Source organism: Dyella sp. KRB-257, assembly GCF_049445995.1.
Classification (GTDB): domain Bacteria; phylum Pseudomonadota; class Gammaproteobacteria; order Xanthomonadales; family Rhodanobacteraceae; genus Dyella_A.
In genome coordinates this window covers 1-20,562 of the sequence record NZ_JBMSDZ010000035.1, presented here as the reverse complement: position 1 = coordinate 20,562, position 20,562 = coordinate 1, and the positions used below count along the sequence as shown (strand labels likewise).

Below are 20,562 nucleotides of genomic sequence, written 5' to 3'. Positions count from 1 at the left end.
CCAACTCACATTCGCCAAAGATTTCCTGCGCCCAAGCTTTCGCGTCCGTGGGAAACATGCGTGAGGCCACCATGAAGGATCAAGGGCTTGCAGCGTATTTTCAATACCAAATGTGATCAAGAGACAGGGCTCGACCGGGGGAGAGGGTTGGGTGAGGGGGCGCTTGGGTGTGGGTGATGGTTGGTTTGAAGGAAGAGCGGCCCCCTCACCCCGGCCCTCTCCCCCGAACGGTGAAGCCGTTCAGGGGAGAGGGAGCGAGGCGTGGGGCTGAGGTGAGGCAGCGATCATCGCGGGTGGTCGGCTTGGAGCCCTCTCCCCCGGCTCGACCGGGGGAGAGGGTTGGGTGAGGGGGCGCTTTGGTTTGGGCGTTATCGGTGAGAAGCGAAGAGCCTTCCCCCTCACCCCGACCCCCCGATCGAGTCGAGGGCAGGCTCTCTCCCCCGAACGGTGGAGCTGTTCAGGGAAGAGGGGACAGAAGCGGTTAGACGCAGAGGTAGCCGCCGTCGACGTTGAGCACAGCGCCGGTGGTGTAGGACGACGCTGCGCTGGCGAAGTACAGCGCGGCGCCGGCCATCTCGGAGGGCTGCGCCACGCGGCGCATCGGCACGTGCGCCAGCGCCTGCTTGAGGATCGCCGGGGTGTTGACCAGCACCGAGGCGAACCTGGTGTCGGTGAGGCCGGGCAGCAGCGCATTGCAGCGCACGCCGGCCTCGGCGCATTCCACCGCGAAGGCCTTGGTCATCGAGATCACCGCGGCCTTGGTGATCGAGTAGATGCCCTGCTGGAAGCCGGGCACCACGCCGTTGACCGAGGCGACGTTGACGATGGCGCCGCCGCCGTGCTTCGCCATGCGCCTGGCCGCGTGGCTGGACATGTAGAAATAGCCGCGGATGTTCACGTCGACGGTCTTCTGGAAGATCGCCGGGTCGGTCTCGGTGATCGGGCCGAAGTACGGATTGGTGGCGGCGTTGTTGACCAGCACGTCGAGCCGGCCGTGGTTCGCGTCGATGGCCGCGTACAGCGCCTCGATCTGCGCCATCTCGCCGATGTGGCAGGCCAGCGCCTCGGCCCGGCCGCCGTCGGCGACGATGCCGTCGACGACGGCCTGGCAATCCTCCAGCTTGCGGCTGGAGACGATCACGTGCGCGCCCTGCGCCGCGAACAGGCGGGCGATCTCGGCGCCGATGCCGCGGCTGGCGCCGGTGACGAGGGCGATCTTGCCGGTGAGGTCGAACAGCTCGGTGGTCATGCGGGTGTCCTCGATGTCGAATCAGCGATAGGTGAGCAGGTCGGCGGCGCCGGCCAGGTGCGGCCAGGCGTTGTAGGTGACCATCTGCGGGCCGGCACCGTTCACCCGCACGCGGCTCAGGCCGGTGTTGGCCAGCGGCCAGCTCAGCGCGAAGCTGCGCTCCGGCGGCGTGCCGAACAGCTGCGCGGCGATCACCGCGATCGGGCCGCCGGAGGTCACCACCCAGGTGTCGCCCTCGCCGTCGCGGGCGCGGGCGGCGAGGGCGGCCAGCGCGTCGAGCACGCCGTGGCGAAAGGCGGGCCAGGTGCGCGCGTACTCGTGGTCGTGCGCACCGGCGGTCCAGCGGTCCACGGCGGCGACGAACATCTGCTGGAACGCGCGGTGCGGATCGGCCGATGCGCGTAGTTCGGCAGCGAACGCTTCGTGGCCGTCGAGGTCGGGGCGATGGCGGGCCAGCAGGTCGACGTGGTCCAGCTCATCCAGCGCGGGGATCACCTCGACCGGCGCGTCGAGCCCGGCGCCGCGCAGGCAGTGCTCGGCGGTCTGCGCGTGTCGGCGCAGCGCGCCGCGCACCACGTGCGCGGGAGGCGCTTCGTGCGCGGCGAACCACATGCCGAGGCGCGCCGACTGCTGCTCGCCCACGGGCGAGAGCCGGTCGTAGTCGGTCGCGCCGAAGCTGGCCTGGCCGTGGCGGATCAGCAGCAGGTCGCCCATGCTCAGAGCTCCGAGGCGGCAATGCGCCGACGGCAGCGCTGGGCCAGGTACTTCGCCGCGTCGCCGAAGCCGGCGAACTGCGGGTTGCTGGTCTGCCCCAGCGCGAAGCGGCGGTAGATTTGCTGCACGATCGCCTGCAGGCGGAACAGCCCGAACACCTCGTGGAAGTCGAAGCGCTCGACATTCCAGCCGGTGCGCTCGCCGTAGTACTCGACCACCTCGCGGCGGGTGAGCATGCCCGGCGTGTGGGTGGGCTGGCGGCGGAACGACTGGAACACTGCATCGTCGTCGGCCTGTACCCAGTAGGCCAGCGCGCCGCCCAGATCCATCAGCGGATCGCCCAGGGTGGTCATCTCCCAGTCCAGCACGCCAGTGATGGTGAGCGGGTCGGTCGGGTCCAGCACTACGTTGTCCAGCCGGTAGTCGTTGTGGATCACGCAGATCGCGGTCTCGCGCGCCGGCTGTTTCTCGGCCAGCCACGCCATCACGTCCTCGCACGGGTCGCTGCCGTCGGTGAGCGCCTGGCGGTAGTGCCCGCTCCAGCCGGCGACCTGCCGCGCGATGTAGCCCTCGCCCTTGCCGAGCGCGGCGATCGCTGGGTCGGTCGAGTCGACACGGTGCAGCTCGACCAGGCGGTCGATGAAGCCGCAGCACAGTGCGCGCACGCCGGCGGCATCCAGGCCGAGGTCGGCCGGCAGCTCGCGGCGCAGGATCACCCCGGCCAGCCGTTCCATCACGTAGAAGTCGCAGCCGAGCACCTCCGGGTCGTGGCAGGTGGCGAGGATGCGCGGCGCGTACGGGTAGTGCGGGCGCAGCGCGGTCATCACCTGCGCCTCGCGCAGCATGTCGTGGGCGGACTTGGCTTTCGCGCCCGGCGGCGGGCGGCGCAGCACCAGTTCGCGCTCGCCGTAGCGCAGCAGGTAGGTGAGGTTGGAGGCGCCACCGGGAAACTGCCCCAGCTCCGGCGTACCGGCGAGGCCGTCGATGTGCTGCTTGAGGAAGGCGTCCACGCGGGCGAGGTCGAAGGCGTCCTCGGCGCGCACCGGGCGCGGCTGGTCGATCGCGGCGGTCATCGGGCGTCGGCTCCCCGCTGGGCCTTGAGTTCGAGCCTGGCGACCACGGCGCGGTGCACTTCATCCGGGCCGTCGGCCAGGCGCAGCACGCGGGCGTAGGCGTACAGCGCGGCGAGCGGGAAGTCGTCCGAGAGACCCGCGCCGCCGTGGATCTGGATCGCCGCGTCGGCCACCTGCTGCAGCACGTTGGGTACCACCACCTTGATCTGCGAGATCAGGCCGAGCGCAGCTTTCGCTCCCCGCGTGTCGAGCGTCCACGCCGCCTTCAGCGTGAGCAGGCGCGCCTGCTCGATCGCCATGCGCGCGTTGGCGATCAGGTCGCCATTGCCGCCGAGTTTCGCCAGCGGCTGGCCGAACGCCATGCGCTCGCCGGCGCGACGGCAGAGCAGGGCGAGCGCGCGCTCGGCGCTGCCGATGGCACGCATGCAGTGATGGATGCGCCCGGGGCCGAGGCGGCCCTGCGCGATCTCGAAGCCGCGGCCCGGGCCGAGGATCACGTTGGAAGCGGGTACCCGCACGTGGTCGAAGCTCACTTCGCCGTGGCCGCTCGGTTCGTCGTACGCGTGGAACACCGGCAGCATGCGTTCGATGCGCACGCCCGGCGCGTCCAGCGGGCACAGCACCATCGAGTGGCGCGCGTGCGGCGGCGCGTGTGGATCGGTCAGGCCCATGAAGATCAGCACCCGGCAGTACGGATGGCCGATGCCGGTGGACCACCACTTGCGCCCGTGCAGCACCACGGCGTCGCCATCGAGCGTGGCGGTGGCGCGCATGTTGGTGGCGTCGGAGGAGGCGACGTCCGGCTCGGTCATGCAGAACGCCGAGCGGATCGTTGCATCGAGCAGCGGCGTCAGCCACTGCGCCTGCTGGGCCGGCGTGCCGTACTGCGCCAGCACTTCCATGTTGCCGCTGTCCGGCGCGCTGCAGTTGAACACTTCCGGCGCGATGAAGCTGTGGCCCATGCGTTCGGCCAGGGGCGCGTAGTCCGCGTTGGAAAGGCCGGCGCCGTGTTCGCCGGGCGGCAGGAACAAGTTCCACAATCCTGCGGCGCGCGCCTGGCTTTTCAGCGTCTCCATGATCGGCGGCTGGCGCCACTGGCGATGGTCGGCGCCGCCGGCGAGCTGGCGGGCGTAGAGCGGTTCGGCCGGGATCACCGCCGCGCGCATGAAGCGGTCGAGGCGGTCGAGCAGATCGCGGCTGCGGGCAGAGTGCGAGAAATCCACGCGGGCGGCTCCTGACAGTCCGCCGAGCGTACGCCTCCGGATGGAATCATTGAAATGCATGCGCCTTATGCGCGGTCATCATTCGCCGCGCAGCACGTGGCGGTGTCCTCGCTGGGCGAGCCGATCGCACTGGATCTGCTGCTGCAGCAGGACGGCCGCGACCGCGAGTTGCGGCTGGTGTGCCAGCACTACTTCGCCGCCTGCCAGGTGATGGCCGCCAGCGACCTGCTGCTGACGCTGCCGGCCTCGTACGCCGCCGGTCTCGCCGCGTGGCTGCCGCTGTCCCTGCAACCGCTGCCGCTGAAGTTCAAGCCGGTGCCGATCCACGCGTACTGGCTGGCATCGCGGCACGACGATGCCAGCCATGCATGGCTGCGCGATCAGGTGATAGTGGCGATCCGCGAGGCGCCCACGTTTCGTGCGACGGGAAGCGCCGCGTGAGCGAAACTTACTTGAGCGGGGCGCTCTTGCCGCGCGGCTTGGCTGCCTTGACCACGGCGGCCTCCTTGCCGGTTGCGGCGCGCGGTGCGGCCGGCTTCGCCGTGAGCTTGCTCTTGTCCATGCTGTAGACGTTGTGGATGTACTGCACGGACATTTCGGTCTTGGGCGAGGTCATGGCGGGCCTTTCGGGTAGCGGTCCGGGACGGACCAGGAGCCGCGCCGGCCACTCGCCGGTCGTGGTTGGAGAAACGGACAGCGCGGCCCCGCATCGGGCCGATCACGCGAACACGCGAACACGCGAATACGCCCGAGCATGCGCTGCGGGAAGTTACGTGACCGTAATCCGGCCCGGGAACATTCCCGTAACTCCGCTTCCGCTAAGCTTCGGCAGTTGTTTCTCCGCGGGACCGCCATTGCCGAGCTCCCGCGCCCCTGCCCGCGCCGCGCGGGCGCCCGCCGCCGCCACCTGCCCGCCGTCATCGCGTTGCCGTTCCCGCGGGGGCTCCCCCCTTGCGGATGGCCGGATCGGGCGGCCGCGGCACGCATCGAAAGGAACCCGCCCATGTCCGCTCGCCGCGTCGCTCCGCCGCCGGTCACCACGCTGCCGCTGATCACCCGCTACTGCGGCTACCTGATCCGTTGCAGCGTGGACAGCTTCACCATCACCCTCGCCGGCGACGAAGTGATGCACCAGCCCTATCCGCAGGCTCGCAAGACACTGGCCGAGGACCATCTCGGTGCATGGATGCTGGAACAGGCCAAGGCCTTCGTCGACGCGCGCCGGGCCGGGCATGTCTGAAGGGTCGCCCGCGCGCGAGCGCTACCACCAGCGTGTCGATCCGGCCGTGCGATGCGACGACTGCGAGGCGGTGTGCTGCCGCCTCACCGTGGTGCTGATGCCGGAGGACCGCGTGCCGCGCTGGCTGGTGCACGAGGACGCGCGCGGCTTCCAGACCCTGGCCAAGGGCGAGGACGGCTGGTGCGCGGCGGTCGATCCGCTGGATTTCCGCTGCAGCATCTACGCCGACCGCCCGGCAATCTGCCGCAAGTTCGCCATGGGCAGCCCCAGCTGCCGCCATGAGCGCGCCGAGTGGGCCGCGCATCGCACGCTGCCGACGGCGGTGCAGACCTGGGGCGGCTGAGAGGCTGAGAAAAAATCGCCCGCCTACTGCGACCGCTGCCAAACGCCCGTGCCGGCGGCGCGCTGGGCGCCAATCCGGGTCATTTGGTTCACCAAACTCCCCGGATTGGCGCCCAACGCACCTTGTCACGAACGCTTGGCGGCGCTCTCGCTACGGCGGTCGAATTTTTCTCAGCCTCTGAGTCGCGCGCGGCATGGCACATTGCGGCCCCGTGTTCGGGGGACTTTCCGCGTGACGAACGAGCTTCGCTGCAGCTGCTGCCACGGCAGGGCGCAGCCATGACCGATGCCGGCCAGCCACAGGCTGCGCTGCCCGGGCTGGAGGAACCGGCCGGACCGCTGCATCGCCTGTTCTTTGCCCTGGTTCCCCCCGAACCCGTGCGCGAGCAGATAGCGGACGTGGCCAGTTCACTGCGCGAGGGCGGCCGCATCGAGGCGCGCTGGGTGAAGCCGGCGCGCTACCACATCACCCTGGCCTTTCTCGGCGATCATCCCAGCCTGCGGCCGTCGCTGCTGGAAGCGGCACGTAGCGCCGTGGGCAAGGTGCGTGTGGCGCCCTTCGCCTGGTTGCCGGATCAGATCGCGAGCTTCAGCGGCCGGCGGCCACCGTGCGTGCTGCGCAGCACGCGGGCATCGCCGGCGCTGCAGACGCTGTGGGAGCAATTGCGACGCGAGCTGTCGCTGGTGCGCCTGGGCGGGCGGATCGAGCGCGGCTTCACTCCGCACGTCACGCTCGCCTATGGTCTGCGCGACTTGCCCGTGCCGATAGCGGTGGCGCCGATCGCATGGCCGGTGGATCGGGTGGTGCTGTTGCACAGTGAGGTTGGCAGCAGCGACTACGAGACGCTCGGCAGCTGGCGCCTCCCGGGCTGAGATCAGTCCGGCGTCGCAGCCCGCGGCAATCGACGCCCGCGCGCAACGCAATGTGGCACGGGTCATGGCCTGGGACGGCGCGGTTGGGTGCACACTGTGCGCTCCTTTCGTCACGGAGACACGCCATGCGCCTGACCCTGCTTGCCGCCATGCTCGTGCTTGTCCTGCCTGTCGCCGCCCCGGCTGCTGCTTCCTCCGGACACGCCACCACCTCGCCCGCCTATGTCCGCAATGCGGTGGCCGACCCTGCACGCAAGCTCGACGCGGCCAACGATGAGCGCCGCCAGATCGCCGCGCTGATGACCTTTGCCGAGGTCAAGCCCGGCCAGAAGGTGGTCGACCTGATTCCCGGCAGCGGCTACTTCAGCCGCGTGTTCAGCGTGATCGTCGGGCCCAAGGGCAAGGTCTACGGCATCTGGCCCGATGCCTACGACAAGGAATCGGGCTCGGACTCGGTCAAGCTGCGCCAGCTCGCCCGCGATCCGCACTACGCCAACATCGACGTGCTGGTGCAGCCGACGGCGCAGTTCTCCACGCCCGAGCCGGTGGACCTGGTGTTCACTTCGCAGAATTACCACGACTACCCGGACAAGTTCATGGGCAGCCTCGATCCGGTGACATTCGACAAACAGGTATTCGCCGCGCTCAAGCCCGGTGGTCTGTTCGTGGTGGTCGACCACGTGGCGCCGGCCGGGTCCGGCATGCGCGACACCGACACCCTGCACCGCATCGATCCGGCGATCGTGAGGAAGCAGGTGGAATCGGTCGGCTTCGTGTTCGACGGCGAGAGCAACGTGCTGCGCAACCCGAAGGATCCGCACGACATCAAGGTGTTCGACAAGTCGATCCGCGGCCATACCGACCAGTTCGTCTATCGGTTCCGCAAGCCCCGGGAGTGATGCGTGGGCACCATGGACGACGATCCGAAGCCGCAGCCACCGTCGGAGCCAGATCCGCTCGACTGCTGCGGCGAGGGTTGCGTGCGGTGCATCTACGACGTCCACGAGGAAGCGATGGAACGCTATCGCGATGCGCTGGCCGCGTGGTTTGCGCGCCATCCCGACTCCACCGGCTGAGCGGACTCCTCGCCGGCAACGTGTCGTAGCCGGGTTCGACGGATACGTGGGCGACTTCCGCCTATGTCGCCGACCACACCGGTGCCGGCCGGCTCCAGCGAATCGACCTAAGCCCAAGCCCTGGGCGTGCTGCTGTGCAAGGGCGCCGGTCAGATCGCCGCCCAGCTGCCGTCCGATGTGCGGGCCAGCCGCCCCACCGCAACGTGAGTTGACCGGGCGCCGCTAGACGGCGCGGGCCTCAGCGTCGCGGAACTGCCGGCGCAGGTCCTGCTGGCAGCGTTCGATCATGGCCGGGGTGAAGAACTCCGGCCAGGCGGCGCCCAGATCCGGATCCGGCGGGGCCAGTGCGTGTTCGCCCAGCACCTGGGCCATAGCCAGCGTGTCGGCGCACAGCAGGGCGCGGCCGAGCGCACTCTCCGGCGGCATGCCGGGTACGGTGCGCTCTTCCAGCGCGTTCAGCACGTTGGCCGGCAGGTTCCAGTGACGCGCCGCGCGCAGCGAGAGCTGGGCGGCAAGCTGCCCGCAGCTGGCCAGGAAGTGGCCGGTCAGCGGACCGAGCTCCATCGGCGCCTCCTGGTCGAGCACGCGCACCACGGCGCCGGTGCCGGTGTTGCACACGATGCCGGCCAGGTAGGCCTCGAACGGGTCGCAGCTGCCCTTGCCCAGGTAGGCGCAGGCGTGCGCGCAGCGCTCGGCGTGGTCCCACAGGCGTTGTCCGGCGACGTGGCCGAACATGCCTGCGCTGGCGTGCAGGATCGGTTTCATCACGTGCATCGTCACCACCCGGCGCAGACCGTCCTGGCCAAGCAGCACCACCGCGTGCTGCAGGCTCTGGATCGGGTGCAGCGTGCGGTAGTAGATGCTGTGGCTGACCCGCATCACCTCGCCCACCAGTACCGGGTCGCGGCCGATCAGCTTGGCCAGCTGGGCGCCGCCCACGGTATCGCTCTTGAGCGAGCGCAGCAGCTGCGGCAGCACGGTGGGCAGGCGCGGAAGGCTGCGCACGTCGAATGCGGCGCAGGCGCCCTGCAGCCGCTTGAGGATGGCGCGTTCCTGCTGGTTCGGCTCGCTGGCGTGGTAGTCGGGCAGGCCCAGCACGTAGCGATGGAAACGATCGCCCAACTGGGCCAGCGAAACCGCTTCGTGCGCGGTGGCGGCCGTCTCGGCGCTGCACGCGCCGCCGGGCGGGGGCGCCGACATCGCGCGCACGCGGGCGGGCACGCGCGCCGGCGGCGGTGCGTCGGCATATCCCAGAATCCAGCGCCACAGGTTTTGCATGCACGCTCCCACGGCCGGCGGAGCGGCCTTGCAGCGGGATTAACGGCGCGCAGGCGGAAAAATGTAGCGGCCCGGCGGGCTGGCATTCGTGCCGGATCGACCCTATCTGGGATAGATCAGAGTATCCCAGCAGTCTTCCGTCCCCGATGAGCCGCGCATGATCCCGTTTTCCATCCTCGACCTGGCCCCGGTCACCGAAGGCAGCGATGCCGCCCAGTCGTTCCGCAACGCGCTGAGCCTGGCGCAACTGGGCGAGCGGCTGGGCTACCGCCGCTACTGGCTGGCCGAGCACCACAACATGCCGGGCATCGCCAGCGCCGCCACGGCGGTGCTGATCGGCCACGTGGCCGGTGGCACGTCCAGCATCCGGGTGGGTGCGGGCGGCATCATGCTGCCCAACCACGCGCCGCTGCAGGTGGCCGAGCAGTTCGGCACGCTGGCCTCGCTGTATCCGGGCCGCATCGACCTGGGCCTGGGCCGCGCGCCCGGCACCGACCAGCCCACCGCCCGCGCGCTGCGGCGCTATTTCGCCGGCGCCGATACCTTTCCCGATGACGTGGTCGAGCTGCTGGGCTATTTCGAGCCCGCCAAGCCGGGACAGGCGGTGCGCGCGGTGCCGGGCGCGGGGATCGACGTGCCGGTGTGGCTGCTCGGATCGAGCCTGTTCAGCGCCAGGCTGGCCGCCCAGCTCGGGCTGCCGTTCGCGTTCGCCTCGCACTTCGCGCCGGACGCGATGGACCAGGCGCTGGTGATCTACCGCCGCGACTTCCGCCCCTCGGCACGGCTGGCCGAGCCTTACGCCATCCTCGCGCTCAACGTGGTGGCCGCCGACAGCGACGCGCAGGCGCGGCGACTGTTCACCACCCAGCAGCAGGCGTTCGTGAACCTGCGCCGCGGCCGGCCAGGGCTGATCCCGCCGCCGATCGACGATATCGAGGCGTTCTGGACGCCCGTCGAGCGGCTCGGCGTGGAGCAGGCTCTGGCCTGCGCGGTGGTGGGTGATCCGGCCACGGTGCGGCGCGGGCTGGCCGATTTCATCGCCCGGCACCGGCCGGACGAGCTGCTGCTCACCGCCAACATCTTCGACCATGCGGCGCGCCTGCACTCGTTCGAGCTGGCCGCCGCCGCGCGCGACGCGCTGGCGCCGACCCCGACCCCGACCCCGACGGCGAACGCCGGATGAGCCGGCGCCAGCGCGCTTCGGGCATCATGGCGCACTTCCCCGCACGGCCAAGCCCCACCGCATGAAGATTCCCAACGGCCTGCAGCCACTCATCGACGACGGCGTGATCGACCAGGTGCTGCGCCCGCTCAAGAGCGGCAAGGAGGCCTCGGTGTACGTGGTGCGCTCGGGCGACCACATCCGCTGCGCCAAGGTCTACAAGGACATGGCCCAGCGCAGCTTCCAGCAGCGCGTGCAGTACCAGGAAGGGCGCAAGGTGCGCGGCAGCCGCGAGGCGCGCGCCATGGGCAAGTCCACCAGGTTCGGCCGCAAGGAGGCCGAAGCGGCCTGGAAGAACGCCGAGGTCGACGCGCTCTACCTGCTCAACGACGCCGGCGTGCGCGTGCCCCGGCCGTACGGCTATTTCAACGGCGTGCTGCTGATGGAACTGGTCACCGACGAGCACGGCCACTGCGCGCCGCGGCTGGGCGAGCTGGATCTGGATGCGGACACCGCGCGCGCCTGGCACCGGTTCCTGATGCAGCAGGTGGCGCGCATGCTCTGCGTGGGGCTGATTCACGGCGACCTGTCCGAATACAACGTGCTGGTGGGGCCGGACGGCCCGGTGGTCATCGACCTGCCGCAGGCGGTGAGCGCCGCGGGCAACAACAACGCGCGCTTCATGCTCCGCCGCGACGTGGGCAACCTCACCATCAGCCTGGCGCGCTTCGCGCCGGAGCTGCTGGACACCCACTACGCGGAAGAGATGTGGGCGCTGTTCGAGCAGAGCGAACTGCATCCGGACACCGAGCTCACCGGCCGCTTCACCTTCGACGAGCGCGCCGCCGACGTGGACAGCGTGATGCAGTCGATCATCGACGCCCGCGAGGAAGCGATCATCCGCCAGCAGGGGCGCGAGGCGGCGCGGGAGGATTGACCGCGCATCCTGCTTCGCCGCCACGCCTGTCGCCCACAGGGTGGGCTCCTACCACAGCTGGCGCCTGTAGGAGCGCACCCTGTGCGCGACCTGCCATGCTCTTCGCCGCGAAGCGTGTCGCCCACAGGGGGGGCTCCTACAACAACCCGCATCGCAGGAGCGCAATGCCAGCATCCATGAAAAAGGGCCGCATCGCGGCCCTTTTTTTCGGTTCAACCACCGGGGAAGGTGTGGCCCTTCGCCGCTTTTTTGGCCGTCTTTTCGGCCTTCTTTTCCTTGGGTGTCTTCAAGGCTTTCTTCTTGCCGCCTTTCTGCTGGTTCAGACCTTTCATGGCGCGCTCCTGCGGAGTGATCCCCGCGTCCGACCATGGTGACAGCTTTCACCCGCCGCCGACGCATGTCGGCGCGCGGCGGGCGAAGCCCTCGGACCGCGCTCAGGAACCCTTGTCCGACGCCACCACTGGCAGCTCGATGTAGCTGGAGTGGAACACCTTCTGCGTGGCTTTCTGGAAGTCTTCCGGTTTGGCCAGCATGATGTTCGGCACGAAGGTCTGCGGGTTGCGGTCGTACAGCGGGAACCAGCTTGATTGCACCTGCACCATGATGCGGTGGCCGGGCAGGAACACGTGATTGGTGGTGGGCAGGGCGAAGGTGTACGGCAGCGGTTTGTTCGGCTCGATCGGCTTCGACTCGGTGAAGCCCTGGCGGTAGCGGCCGCGCAGGATGTCCATCGCCACCGCCAGCTGGTAGCCGCCCATCTCAGGCTGCGCAGCCACCAAGTCGGGATAGACGTCGATCAGCTTCACCACCCAGTCGCTGTCGGTGCCGCTGGTGGAGGCGGTGAGGTGCACCTGCGGCTGGCCGGCGATGGCCAGCGGCGCGGTGAGCACGTCGGAGGTGTAGGTGAGCACGTCGGTGCGGCCGGAGGCCTCGCGCTGGTCGTCGACCAGCCACTGCGCCCAGGTCAGGCCGCCGCCGCCGCCGATCGGCTGGATCGGCCGGGCGCGAAACGGCACCGGGTGCGCCGGATCGGAGACGTAGCTGTCGACGCCATCGTCGGCCGGCTTGCTGAAGGTGGCCTTCATGCCGTCGCCCAGGTACAGCGGGGCGGGCCGGATGCTGCAGCCGCTGTTGCAGCCGGCCGGCCAGCGGTTCAGCCGCTCCCACCGGTTGGTGCCGGTCTGGAACGCGGTGACCGGGGCGACGTCGGCCCTGGGCGCGCCGTCCTTCAGGTACTGCGCCAGGAACGGCCGCAGCACCTGCTCGCGGAAGTACTTGGCCGTGTCGCTGCCGAACCGGATCACCCCCAGCGAGCTGCCCTCGCCGATCTCCTGGCCGTGGTGCCACGGCCCCATCACCAGTTTGACCATGGTGCCCGTGGTGTCCTTGGGCTTGATCGCCTTGTACACGGCGATGGCGCCGTAGATGTCTTCCTGGTCCCACAGGCTGTGCACCAGCATCACCGGCACCTTCAGCGGCTCCTTCGCCAGCAGCTTGTCGACCGCCTGGTCCTGCCAGAACGCGTCGTACTCGGTGTGCTCGAGCATCTTCTGCCAGAAGCCGAGCTGCTGCATGCCATGCTGGCGCGCCAGCTCGCCGGCGGAGCCCGCGCGCAGGTACAGGTCGTAGTCGTCGTGCACGTTCGACCACCACTTGTAGGTGTTGCCGCGACTGGCGGTCTGCTCGTAGATGTAGGGCAGGTTCTGCTGGCGGAAGGCGCCGTGGTGGAACCAGTCGTCGCCCATCCAGCCGTCGACCATGGGGTTCATCGGCACCGACACCTTCAGTGCCGGATGCGGGTGGATCAGTGCCATCAGCGGCTCGAAGCCGTCGTAGGAAATGCCCAGCGTGCCGACCTTGCCGTTGCTCTGCGGCACGTGCTTCACCAGCCAGTCGATGGTGTCCCAGGTGTCGGTGGCGTCGTCCACCGGGGTGGGATTGAGCGGCCCGTGCGGTGGCCGGTTCATCACGTAATCGCCCTCGGAGTGGTATTTGCCGCGCACGTCCTGCACCACGCGAATGTAGCCGTCCTCCACGATCACGTCGGTCGGATTGTCGTAGCCCTCCAGATTGGCGGCGAGGTTGCCGCTCTGCGAGTGGGTGGTGAGCGCATCGGCGTCGTAGGGCGTGCGGGTGAGCACGATGCCGGCCTTCCGGGCGTGGTCGCCGTTGAGGTTTTTCGGCACCAGGATCACCGTGTGCAGCTTGACCCCGTCGCGCATCGGGATCATCACCACGCGGCGCTCGAAGTCGGCGCCGGCGTTCACCGGGGTGAAGCTGGCCGGGGTCTCGCTGGGGTAGTCGGGATACTTCGGGGCGGCATCCTGCCGGGCGAAGGCGCCGGCCGAAAAGGCCAGCAGCGCGGTGGCGACGACCGGCACCAGGCCGGCCTTGAGGAGGGCAGGAAGCGGTTCGAGCGACATCGTGGTGGAGTCCCCTGGGGTGAAAGACTCACGTTAGCAGGGTGCGCCGCGCATCAGCCATTAGCCGATGGTCAGGACGCCGGTGTCTGGCGCAGCCGTGCTTCGAACGCTGCCAGCGGCATCGGCGAGCCGTCCTCGCGCAGGAACTCGAAGCGCTCGTCGGTGTAGAACGCGCCCAGCAGTGCGTCGTAGGTCATGCCGAGCAGGTTGCGCGCCGCCTCGCCCTGATCGCTTCGTGCCGGTCCGGATGCCGGAAAATCCTGATCCGCCGTGGCCGATCCCGGGGTGCGGGCACGTTACACCGGCGTTGCAGGTGCCGTCACGCGGCCATCCGCGTCCGCTGCGGACGTTATCGTCGGCGCGGGCGATTGCTTGAGGGGCGACGCCCTGGTGCGGTGCCGCCTGGAGTTGTGCAGAACACGCTCAGCGCGGAGCCATGCGCCGTGCCGGGCTGACGCTGACGCTGTGGCTGCCGTCCATCAGCTGCAGCTCGCCGTCCTGGATCAGCGCCTGCAGGCGCATGCCGCGTTCGAGCAGGCCCGCCAGCTGCTGCACGGTGGTCTCGGCAATGTCGAGCACGGTGAGGTTGCGCAAGCGGGTGAGGCTGCTGGCGATCTTGTCCCACCACACCTCGGCCGCACGGCCGCCGTAGCTGACCACCACCACCTGCTGCGACCTGGCGCAGGCCTTGCGGATGCGCGCCTCGTCCGGCTGGCCCAGCTCGATGGTCAGCTCGATCTCGTCGGTGTAGCTCTTGCGCCACAGGTCCGGCTCTTCCTCGTTGCTCAGGCCCTTGCCGAACTCCAGCCGGTCGTCGGCGTACAGCGCAAAGGCGAGCAGGCGCACCATCAGGCGCTCCCCGGTTTCCGACGGGTGGCGGGCGAGGGTGAGCGCGTGGGTGGCGTAGTAGTGCCGGTCCATGTCGCTGACCTGCAGCTCGACCTTGTAGATGGTGGCATTGATGGCCATGCGGTGTGTTCCGTGATGTCAGCCGCGCAGTGTAGTGGGGTGTTGCACGCTCGGCGGGATCGCGCGCGGCCATCGCGTTACGCTGCGCGCTCGCCATGACCACCACCATCCCCGCCAGCACCCTGCACCTGCCGCCCGGCGACTGGCCCACCGTGCTGGACTGCCTGTGCGAGCACTTCGCCACCATTGCGCGCGAACAGTGGCTGGACCGCATCGCCCGCGGCCGCGTGCTCGATGCCGACGGCGCGCCGATCACCGCGCACACGCCGTACCGCCTCGGCATGCCGGTGCGCTACTTCCGCGAGGTGGTCGACGAGCCGGCGATTTCCGGCGAGGTGCGCATCGTGCATGCCGACGCGCACCTGCTGGTGGCCGACAAGCCGCCGTTCCTGCCGGTGACGCCGGCCGGCAGCTACGTCACCCGGACCCTGCTGGCACGCCTGGTGGCCGCCACCGGCCACGCGGAGCTGGTGCCGCTGCACCGCATCGACCGCCTCACCCGCGGACTGGTGATGTTCTCGATCCGCCCGGACACCCGCGACGCGTATCAATCGCTGTTCCGCGAGCGGCGCGTCGGCAAGGTGTACGAGGCGCTGGCGCCGCCGCTGCCGGATCTCACCTTGCCGCTGGTGCATCGTTCGCGCATCGAGCGCGGCGAGCCGTTCTTCCGCATGCGCGAAGTGCCGGGCGAACCGAACAGCGAGACGCGCATCGCCGTGATCGAGTGCGGCGAGGCGCTGTGGCGTTATCGGCTGGAGCCGCTGACCGGGCGCAAGCACCAGCTGCGCGTGCAGATGGCCGGGCTGGGCGCACCGATCGCCAACGATCCGCTGTATCCGCAGCTGCAGCCGGAGGCACCGGATGATCCCGCGCGGCCGCTCCAGTTACTGGCGCGGGAGCTGGTGTTCGATGATCCGGTGAGCGGGAAGGGGAGGCGGTTCTGTAGTGGATTGTCGCTGTGAGGGGGTCAGCCTGGTGAGGGATCTCTGCCTGCTACTCACTTCACCGCACACGCATGCCGGTGAAGCATCCGGCGCGGCCGATGCCGCCCCCATCGCCACAACCACCGACACCTTTCCATTCCCCAGCCCCCTTCGCCCCGCAGACCTTGCCGCGGCCAGCTGGCGCTGGACGTGGTGCCGGGCGCGCATCACGGGCGGAAGGCCTGGGCGGCCGTGCTGCCGGATTTCCTGCGCCGGGCGTTCCCGCCGCGCGGTTGACGCGGCCGGCCATGCGGCAGCGCGCGCTGCCAAGCCCGCCCGTTACCGGCTATCTTTCGGGCCTTGTCCATCCGGGGAGAACCATACGTGAGCCAACCCAAAGCGTCGGGCCTTGAGCCGCGCACCGAACTGACCGTCCGCGGCCTGATCATCGGCGTGGTGATCACGGTGGTGTTCACCGCCGCCAACGTGTTCTTCGGCCTCAAGGCCGGCCTCACGTTCTCCACCTCGATCCCCGCCGCCGTGATCTCGATGGCGCTGCTGCGCGGCTTCAAGAACTCGACGATCCAGGAAAACAACATCGTGCAGACGATCGCCTCGGCGGCCGGCACGCTGTCGTCGATCATCTTCGTGCTGCCCGGCATGATCATCATCGGCTGGTGGACCGGCTTCCCGTTCTGGCTGTCGTTCGCCATCTGCGCGCTGGGCGGCGTGCTCGGCGTGATGTATTCGATCCCGCTGCGCCGCGCGCTGGTCACCGGCTCGGACCTGCCGTACCCGGAAGGCGTGGCCTGCGCCGAGGTGCTCAAGGTGGGCGCCGGCGACGACAGCACCGACAGCACCGACAGCGCCACCGAGGACAGCCGCGCCGGCCTGCTTGCCGTGCTGTGGGGCGCGATCGTCTCGGCCGTGTTCGCGGTGGTGGTGGCGACGCAGATCTTCGCCTCCGACGTGGTGAAGTACTTCAAGGTCAACGACCGCGGCGGCGTCACCGGCTTCGATCTGGGGCTGTCGTTCGCGCTGTTCGCGATCGGTCACCTGGTCGGCATCTCGGTGGGCATCGCCATGCTGGTCGGCGCGCTGATTGGTTGGGGCTGGGGCGTGCCGCATTACGCCGCGCTGGCCGGCGGCACCGGCGCCATCGCCGAGCTCGCCCAGGCCACCTGGAGCCATAAGGTGCGCTACGTCGGTGCGGGCGCCATCGCGGTGTCGGCGATCTGGACCCTGGCCAAGCTGGTCAAGCCGGTCGTCAGCGGCCTGGCCGGCGCCATGGCCGCCAACCGCGTGCGCAAGGCCGGCCAGGCCGACACCCTGCCGCGCACCGAGCGCGACATGCCGATCGGCCTCGTCGGCCTGGTCACGCTGGCCTGCTTCGTGCCCATCGCCTGGCTGCTCGGCCACTTCGCCAATGTCAGCGGCCTGGGCAGCTCGATCGGCATGCTGGCGGTGGGCGGCGTGGCGTTCGTGGTGCTGATGGGCTTCTTCGTCTCCACCGTGTGCGGCTACATGGCCGGCCTGATCGGCTCGTCCAACAGCCCGCTGTCGGGCGTGGGCATCCTGGTGGTGATCTGCTCCTCGCTGCTGCTGACGGCGTTCGTGCAGCCGCACCTGGCGCCGGATACCGGCAAGGCGCTGGTGGCGTTCTCGCTGTTCGTCACCGCGGTGGTGTTCACCGTGGCGGCCATCGCCAACAACAACCTGCAGGATCTCAAGACCGGCCAGCTGGTCGACGCCACGCCGTGGAAGCAGCAGGCGGCGCTGATTGTCGGCGTGATCGCCGGCGCGGCGGTGATCCCGCCGGTGCTGGACCTGGTGAACCAGGCCTACGGCTTCCTCGGCGCGCCGGGCGTGAACCCCGCCACCGCGCTGCCGGCACCGCAGGCCGGGCTGATCTCGGCGCTGGCGCAGGGCGTGATCCAGGGCAACATCGACTGGAGCCTGATCTGGACGGGCGTGAAGATCGGCGCAGCCATCATCGTGATCGACGAAGTGCTGGCCCGCGTCAGCCGCTTCCGCCTGCCGCCGCTGGCCGTGGGCTTGGGGATCTACCTGCCCACGGTGAGCACGCTGATGGTGGTGGTCGGCTCCATCGTCGGCTGGGTCTACGACCGCCAGGCCGACCGCGGCCCGCGCGCCGAACCGGTGAAGCAGCTCGGCGTGCTGCTGGCCTCGGGCCTGATCGTGGGCGAGAGCATCATCGGCGTGGTGATCGCCGCGATCGTCGCCTTCGCCGACAAGCTCGGTCTCAACAAGGACGGCCCGCTCGCCCTGGTCAGCCCCAGCTTCGGCCACATCGCCGTGTGGTTCGGCGGCGGCGCCTTTGCCATCGTGGTGTTCGTGCTGTACCGCTGGGTCGGCCGGATGGGCCGGGCCGGGGCGTAACCTGCCGGATGCATCGGCGGCGCGCGCTGACGCCCGCCGATACCCTCCTGATCCGTCACCCCAGCGCAGGCTGGGGTCCAGCGTCTTCCCTCCAGCCCGTCGAACGACAAGTCGAACCCCGCCGCCATGTCCCCCATCAACACCACCAAACTCGACCGCGTCGTCGCCGACGCCCGCCGCGCCGCCGAACAGCGCGGCCACGGCTACCGCGACCGCGCGCTGAAGATCTACCCGTGGATCTGCGGCCGCTGCGCCCGTGAGTTCGACCGCAGCAACGTACAGCAGCTCACCGTGCACCACCGCAACCACAACCACGATGACAACCCCGCCGACGGCAGCAACTGGGAGCTGCTGTGCGTGTACTGCCACGACAACGAGCACCAGCGTTACCTCGACTACGACACCGGCACCCTCGACACCGGCGACACCCAGGGTCCCGCCACCGGCAACCCCTTCGCCGACCTCAAGGCGATGCTGGAGCGCAAGAAGTAGGCACACGCTCCCCATAGGAGCGCACCCTGTGCGCGACCGCCCCTCGGCCGGCTTACCCCCACACCACCCCCGCGTACAATCACGGCCCGCCCGTTGCCCGAAGCCGTGCCCGATGTCCCCTGTAGCCGCCGCCCCCGTCGACGACGTGCTCGATGCGCTGTTCCTGCCGCTGGAAGCGGGCGCGCTGCGCCTGCCGGCCGATGCCCGCGTGCTGTTCCTGCGCGCCCGCGACGGCTTTCGCCTGCGCGAGATGGCGCGCCCCGGCTGGCGCGGCGAGCAGAGCTTCAAGCCGTTCGCCGACGCGCTGGAGCGCAGCCGGTTCCGTGTCGATGCGCATGTGGAAGGCGAGCGCTTCGACCTCGTGTTCGCGTTGCCGCCGCGCCAGCGCGACGAAGCGCGCGCGCTGTTCGCCCGCGCCGTACAGCTCGCCGCCCCCGGCGGCGCAGTGCTGGCCTGCGCGCCGAATGCCGAGGGTGCCAAATCCGCGCAGGCCGATCTCGCGGCCTTGGCCAAGCAGGGCGGCCAGCTCTCCAAACACAAATGCCGCGTGTTCTGGACCGCGCCACTCGATGGCTCGCACAACGCCACCCTGCAGGCCGAGTGGCTCGCGCTGGACGCGCCGCAGCGCAACGCCGCCGGCTACTGGAGTCGCCCCGGCCTGTTCGCCTGGGATCGCATCGACGCCGCCTCCGCGCTGCTCGCCGCGCATTTGCCCCACGACCTCGCCGGCCACGTCGCCGACCTCGGCGTCGGCTACGGCTACCTCGCCAGTGCGGTGATCGCGCGCTGCCCCGGCGTCACCGCGCTGGATGGTTTCGAGGCCGAGCAGCGCGCGCTGGAACCCGCGCAGCGCAATCTGGCCGAAGCGCAGGCCAAGGCAGGGCGCAGCGTCGCCGTGGCGCTGCACTGGCACGACGTCACCGCCGGCCTGCCGGGCCGCTACGACGCCATCGTCAGCAACCCGCCATTCCACCTGGGCCGCGCCGACCAGCCGGAACTCGGTCGCGCCTTCATCGCCGCCGCAGCCAGGGCGCTCACGCCGCACGGCCAGCTGTGGCTGGTCGCCAACCGCCACCTGCCTTACGAGGCCACGCTCGGCGCGCTGTTCGGCGAGGTGCGCGCGGTGGTCGACGAAGGCGGCTTCAAGCTCATCACCGCCCGCGGAGTGCGCGCATGAAACTGGTCAAGCTGATCGCCAACCTGGGCTACGGCAGCCGCAAGGACGTGCAGTGGATGTTCCGCGAGGGCCGCATCACCGACGCCGACGGCGAGGTGCTGTACGCCGACGACAAGGTGGAGCACGCGCAGATCCGCCTCGACGGCGAGCCGCTCGATCCGCCGCCCGGCATGGTGCTGATGATGCACAAGCCGCTCGGCGTCACCTGCTCGCGCAAGGACGGCGGCCGCGTGGTCTACGACCTGCTGCCGCCGCGCTACCGCGTGCGCGATCCGGCGCTCTCCACTGTCGGCCGCCTCGACCGCGACACCAGCGGCCTGCTGCTGTTCACCGACGACGGCGCCCTGCTGCACCGGATCATCTCGCCCAAGTCCAATGTGCCCAAGGTCTACGAGGCCACCCTCGCCAACGACCTGCGCGGCGACGAAGCGGCCACCTTCGCCAGCGGCACCCTGCTGCTGGAATCCGAAACCACCCCGCTGCTCCCCGCCGAGCTGGATGTGCTCGAACCCCGCAAGGCCCGCCTCACCCTGCACGAAGGCCGCTACCACCAGGTCCGCCGCATGTTCGCCGCCGTGGGCAACCACGTGGAGGCGCTGCACCGGGTGTCGGTAGGTGGGTTGGCGCTGGGGGATTTGCCGGCGGGGGAGTGGCGGATGCTGGGGGAAGGGGAGATCGCGGCGATTTTTGGCTGAAGGGCTTGGCGTTCTCGACTTGTCCTGGCCCCGCTCGGCCCGGATGGAGGCGCGCTGCAGGATTAGATGGCTGGATTAGGCTGCAAAGCAGGTGGTAGGTTGCTGATCTGAAAGGGGTGCTGGGGAGAGTGGGTCCGCTCCGCCGGTGTTAGGCCGCAGGATTAGGCTGCGTTTTGCAATCCACATAGTGTTAGTCGGTAGCTCGTGTTGTTTCTTCGTTGCGTGTGTTTCGCCCAGCTTCGCGCTGGCTTGTCGTCTCTCGCCGCAGCAGCATTTCGCGCGGCATTGCGGCAAGCCCTCCGCTTTCAAAGCTGGT

The 20,562-nt window shown here is 69.6% G+C and carries 22 protein-coding genes; 13 read left to right on the top strand and 9 right to left on the bottom strand.

Features of this window, described 5'->3' with window-relative positions; genetic code table 11:
- Positions 1–481: 481 nt before the first annotated feature.
- Genes ACO2Q2_RS16755 through ACO2Q2_RS16740 form a run of 4 tightly spaced genes read right to left on the bottom strand, consistent with a single transcriptional unit; the run spans position 482 to position 4,259 of the window.
- Positions 482–1,249: an SDR family oxidoreductase gene (locus ACO2Q2_RS16755; RefSeq protein ID WP_423257392.1), complete on the bottom strand. Its 768-nt coding sequence runs from the start codon at positions 1,247–1,249 to the stop codon at positions 482–484.
- A gap of 21 nt (positions 1,250–1,270) precedes the next feature.
- Positions 1,271–1,963 carry a histidine phosphatase family protein gene (locus ACO2Q2_RS16750; RefSeq protein WP_423257391.1) on the bottom strand — a complete coding sequence of 231 codons (693 nt, stop codon included), beginning with the start codon at positions 1,961–1,963 and terminating at the stop codon, positions 1,271–1,273.
- A gap of 2 nt (positions 1,964–1,965) precedes the next feature.
- On the bottom strand, positions 1,966–3,036 hold the full coding sequence (locus ACO2Q2_RS16745) for a phosphotransferase family protein (protein ID WP_423257390.1): 1,071 nt from the start codon (positions 3,034–3,036) through the stop codon (positions 1,966–1,968).
- Entirely contained in the window at positions 3,033–4,259 is a 1,227-nt protein-coding gene (locus ACO2Q2_RS16740; RefSeq protein ID WP_423257389.1) for an acyl-CoA dehydrogenase family protein, read from the bottom strand. The genes ACO2Q2_RS16745 and ACO2Q2_RS16740 overlap by 4 nt, the downstream gene beginning before the upstream one ends.
- 54 nt (positions 4,260–4,313) lie before the next feature.
- Between ACO2Q2_RS16740 and ACO2Q2_RS16735 the strand changes: the two genes are divergently transcribed.
- Positions 4,314–4,700, top strand: coding sequence for a hypothetical protein (locus tag ACO2Q2_RS16735; RefSeq protein ID WP_423257388.1), 387 nt, complete (start codon positions 4,314–4,316; stop codon positions 4,698–4,700).
- 7 nt (positions 4,701–4,707) lie between these two features.
- On the opposite strand, the gene ACO2Q2_RS16730 is transcribed toward ACO2Q2_RS16735, so the two are convergent.
- Positions 4,708–4,875 carry a hypothetical protein gene (locus ACO2Q2_RS16730; RefSeq protein WP_423257387.1) on the bottom strand — a complete coding sequence of 56 codons (168 nt, stop codon included), beginning with the start codon at positions 4,873–4,875 and terminating at the stop codon, positions 4,708–4,710.
- Between the two features lie 387 nt (positions 4,876–5,262).
- Here ACO2Q2_RS16730 and ACO2Q2_RS16725 point away from each other — a divergent pair, with 387 nt between their 5' ends.
- The 5 genes from ACO2Q2_RS16725 (at position 5,263) to ACO2Q2_RS16705 (ending at position 7,790) form a co-directional block, all read left to right on the top strand.
- Positions 5,263–5,499 carry a hypothetical protein gene (locus tag ACO2Q2_RS16725; RefSeq protein ID WP_423257386.1) on the top strand — a complete coding sequence of 79 codons (237 nt, stop codon included), beginning with the start codon at positions 5,263–5,265 and terminating at the stop codon, positions 5,497–5,499.
- Positions 5,492–5,842: a YkgJ family cysteine cluster protein gene (locus ACO2Q2_RS16720; protein WP_423257385.1), complete on the top strand. Its 351-nt coding sequence runs from the start codon at positions 5,492–5,494 to the stop codon at positions 5,840–5,842. The genes ACO2Q2_RS16725 and ACO2Q2_RS16720 overlap by 8 nt, the downstream gene beginning before the upstream one ends.
- 278 nt (positions 5,843–6,120) lie before the next feature.
- A complete protein-coding gene (gene thpR, locus ACO2Q2_RS16715; protein WP_423257384.1) occupies positions 6,121–6,714 on the top strand; it encodes an RNA 2',3'-cyclic phosphodiesterase in 594 nt (197 codons plus the stop codon).
- A 125-nt stretch (positions 6,715–6,839) separates the two neighbouring features.
- On the top strand, positions 6,840–7,613 hold the full coding sequence (locus tag ACO2Q2_RS16710) for a class I SAM-dependent methyltransferase (protein ID WP_423257383.1): 774 nt from the start codon (positions 6,840–6,842) through the stop codon (positions 7,611–7,613).
- A 12-nt stretch (positions 7,614–7,625) separates the two neighbouring features.
- Entirely contained in the window at positions 7,626–7,790 is a 165-nt protein-coding gene (locus ACO2Q2_RS16705; protein WP_423257393.1) for an oxidoreductase-like domain-containing protein, read from the top strand.
- Between the two features lie 222 nt (positions 7,791–8,012).
- Here the strand turns inward: ACO2Q2_RS16705 and ACO2Q2_RS16700 are convergent, their stop codons facing one another.
- Positions 8,013–9,068: an HDOD domain-containing protein gene (locus ACO2Q2_RS16700; RefSeq protein ID WP_423257382.1), complete on the bottom strand. Its 1,056-nt coding sequence runs from the start codon at positions 9,066–9,068 to the stop codon at positions 8,013–8,015.
- 157 nt (positions 9,069–9,225) lie between these two features.
- On the opposite strand from ACO2Q2_RS16700, the gene ACO2Q2_RS16695 reads away from it, so the two are divergent.
- Positions 9,226–10,251, top strand: a complete 1,026-nt coding sequence (locus tag ACO2Q2_RS16695; protein ID WP_423257381.1) for an LLM class flavin-dependent oxidoreductase — start codon at positions 9,226–9,228, stop codon at positions 10,249–10,251.
- A gap of 61 nt (positions 10,252–10,312) precedes the next feature.
- Positions 10,313–11,167: a PA4780 family RIO1-like protein kinase gene (locus ACO2Q2_RS16690; protein WP_423257380.1), complete on the top strand. Its 855-nt coding sequence runs from the start codon at positions 10,313–10,315 to the stop codon at positions 11,165–11,167.
- Positions 11,168–11,601: 434 nt separating this feature from the next.
- Here the strand turns inward: ACO2Q2_RS16690 and ACO2Q2_RS16685 are convergent, their stop codons facing one another.
- The 3 genes from ACO2Q2_RS16685 to ACO2Q2_RS16675 form a co-directional block, all read right to left on the bottom strand.
- The gene (locus ACO2Q2_RS16685) at positions 11,602–13,590 is read right to left on the bottom strand and encodes a CocE/NonD family hydrolase (protein WP_423257379.1); all 1,989 of its coding nucleotides are present in this window, start codon (positions 13,588–13,590) and stop codon (positions 11,602–11,604) included.
- A 71-nt stretch (positions 13,591–13,661) separates the two neighbouring features.
- Positions 13,662–13,787 (bottom strand): hypothetical protein, encoded by a 126-nt coding sequence (locus ACO2Q2_RS16680; protein ID WP_423257378.1) that lies wholly within the window; start codon positions 13,785–13,787, stop codon positions 13,662–13,664.
- A 226-nt stretch (positions 13,788–14,013) separates the two neighbouring features.
- Entirely contained in the window at positions 14,014–14,559 is a 546-nt protein-coding gene (locus ACO2Q2_RS16675; protein WP_423257377.1) for a YaeQ family protein, read from the bottom strand.
- Positions 14,560–14,654: 95 nt separating this feature from the next.
- On the opposite strand from ACO2Q2_RS16675, the gene ACO2Q2_RS16670 reads away from it, so the two are divergent.
- The 5 genes from ACO2Q2_RS16670 to ACO2Q2_RS16650 all read left to right on the top strand — a co-directional run bounded on the left by ACO2Q2_RS16670 (position 14,655) and on the right by ACO2Q2_RS16650 (position 20,246).
- Positions 14,655–15,521: a pseudouridine synthase gene (locus tag ACO2Q2_RS16670; RefSeq protein WP_423257376.1), complete on the top strand. Its 867-nt coding sequence runs from the start codon at positions 14,655–14,657 to the stop codon at positions 15,519–15,521.
- A gap of 345 nt (positions 15,522–15,866) precedes the next feature.
- Positions 15,867–17,882: an OPT family oligopeptide transporter gene (locus ACO2Q2_RS16665; protein ID WP_423257375.1), complete on the top strand. Its 2,016-nt coding sequence runs from the start codon at positions 15,867–15,869 to the stop codon at positions 17,880–17,882.
- Between the two features lie 126 nt (positions 17,883–18,008).
- Complete coding sequence (locus tag ACO2Q2_RS16660) at positions 18,009–18,374, top strand: YajD family HNH nuclease (protein WP_423257374.1); 366 nt, start codon at positions 18,009–18,011, stop codon at positions 18,372–18,374.
- A 112-nt stretch (positions 18,375–18,486) separates the two neighbouring features.
- Entirely contained in the window at positions 18,487–19,551 is a 1,065-nt protein-coding gene (locus ACO2Q2_RS16655; protein WP_423257373.1) for a class I SAM-dependent methyltransferase, read from the top strand.
- Entirely contained in the window at positions 19,548–20,246 is a 699-nt protein-coding gene (locus tag ACO2Q2_RS16650; protein ID WP_423257372.1) for a pseudouridine synthase, read from the top strand. The genes ACO2Q2_RS16655 and ACO2Q2_RS16650 overlap by 4 nt, the downstream gene beginning before the upstream one ends.
- Positions 20,247–20,562: the final 316 nt, after the last annotated feature.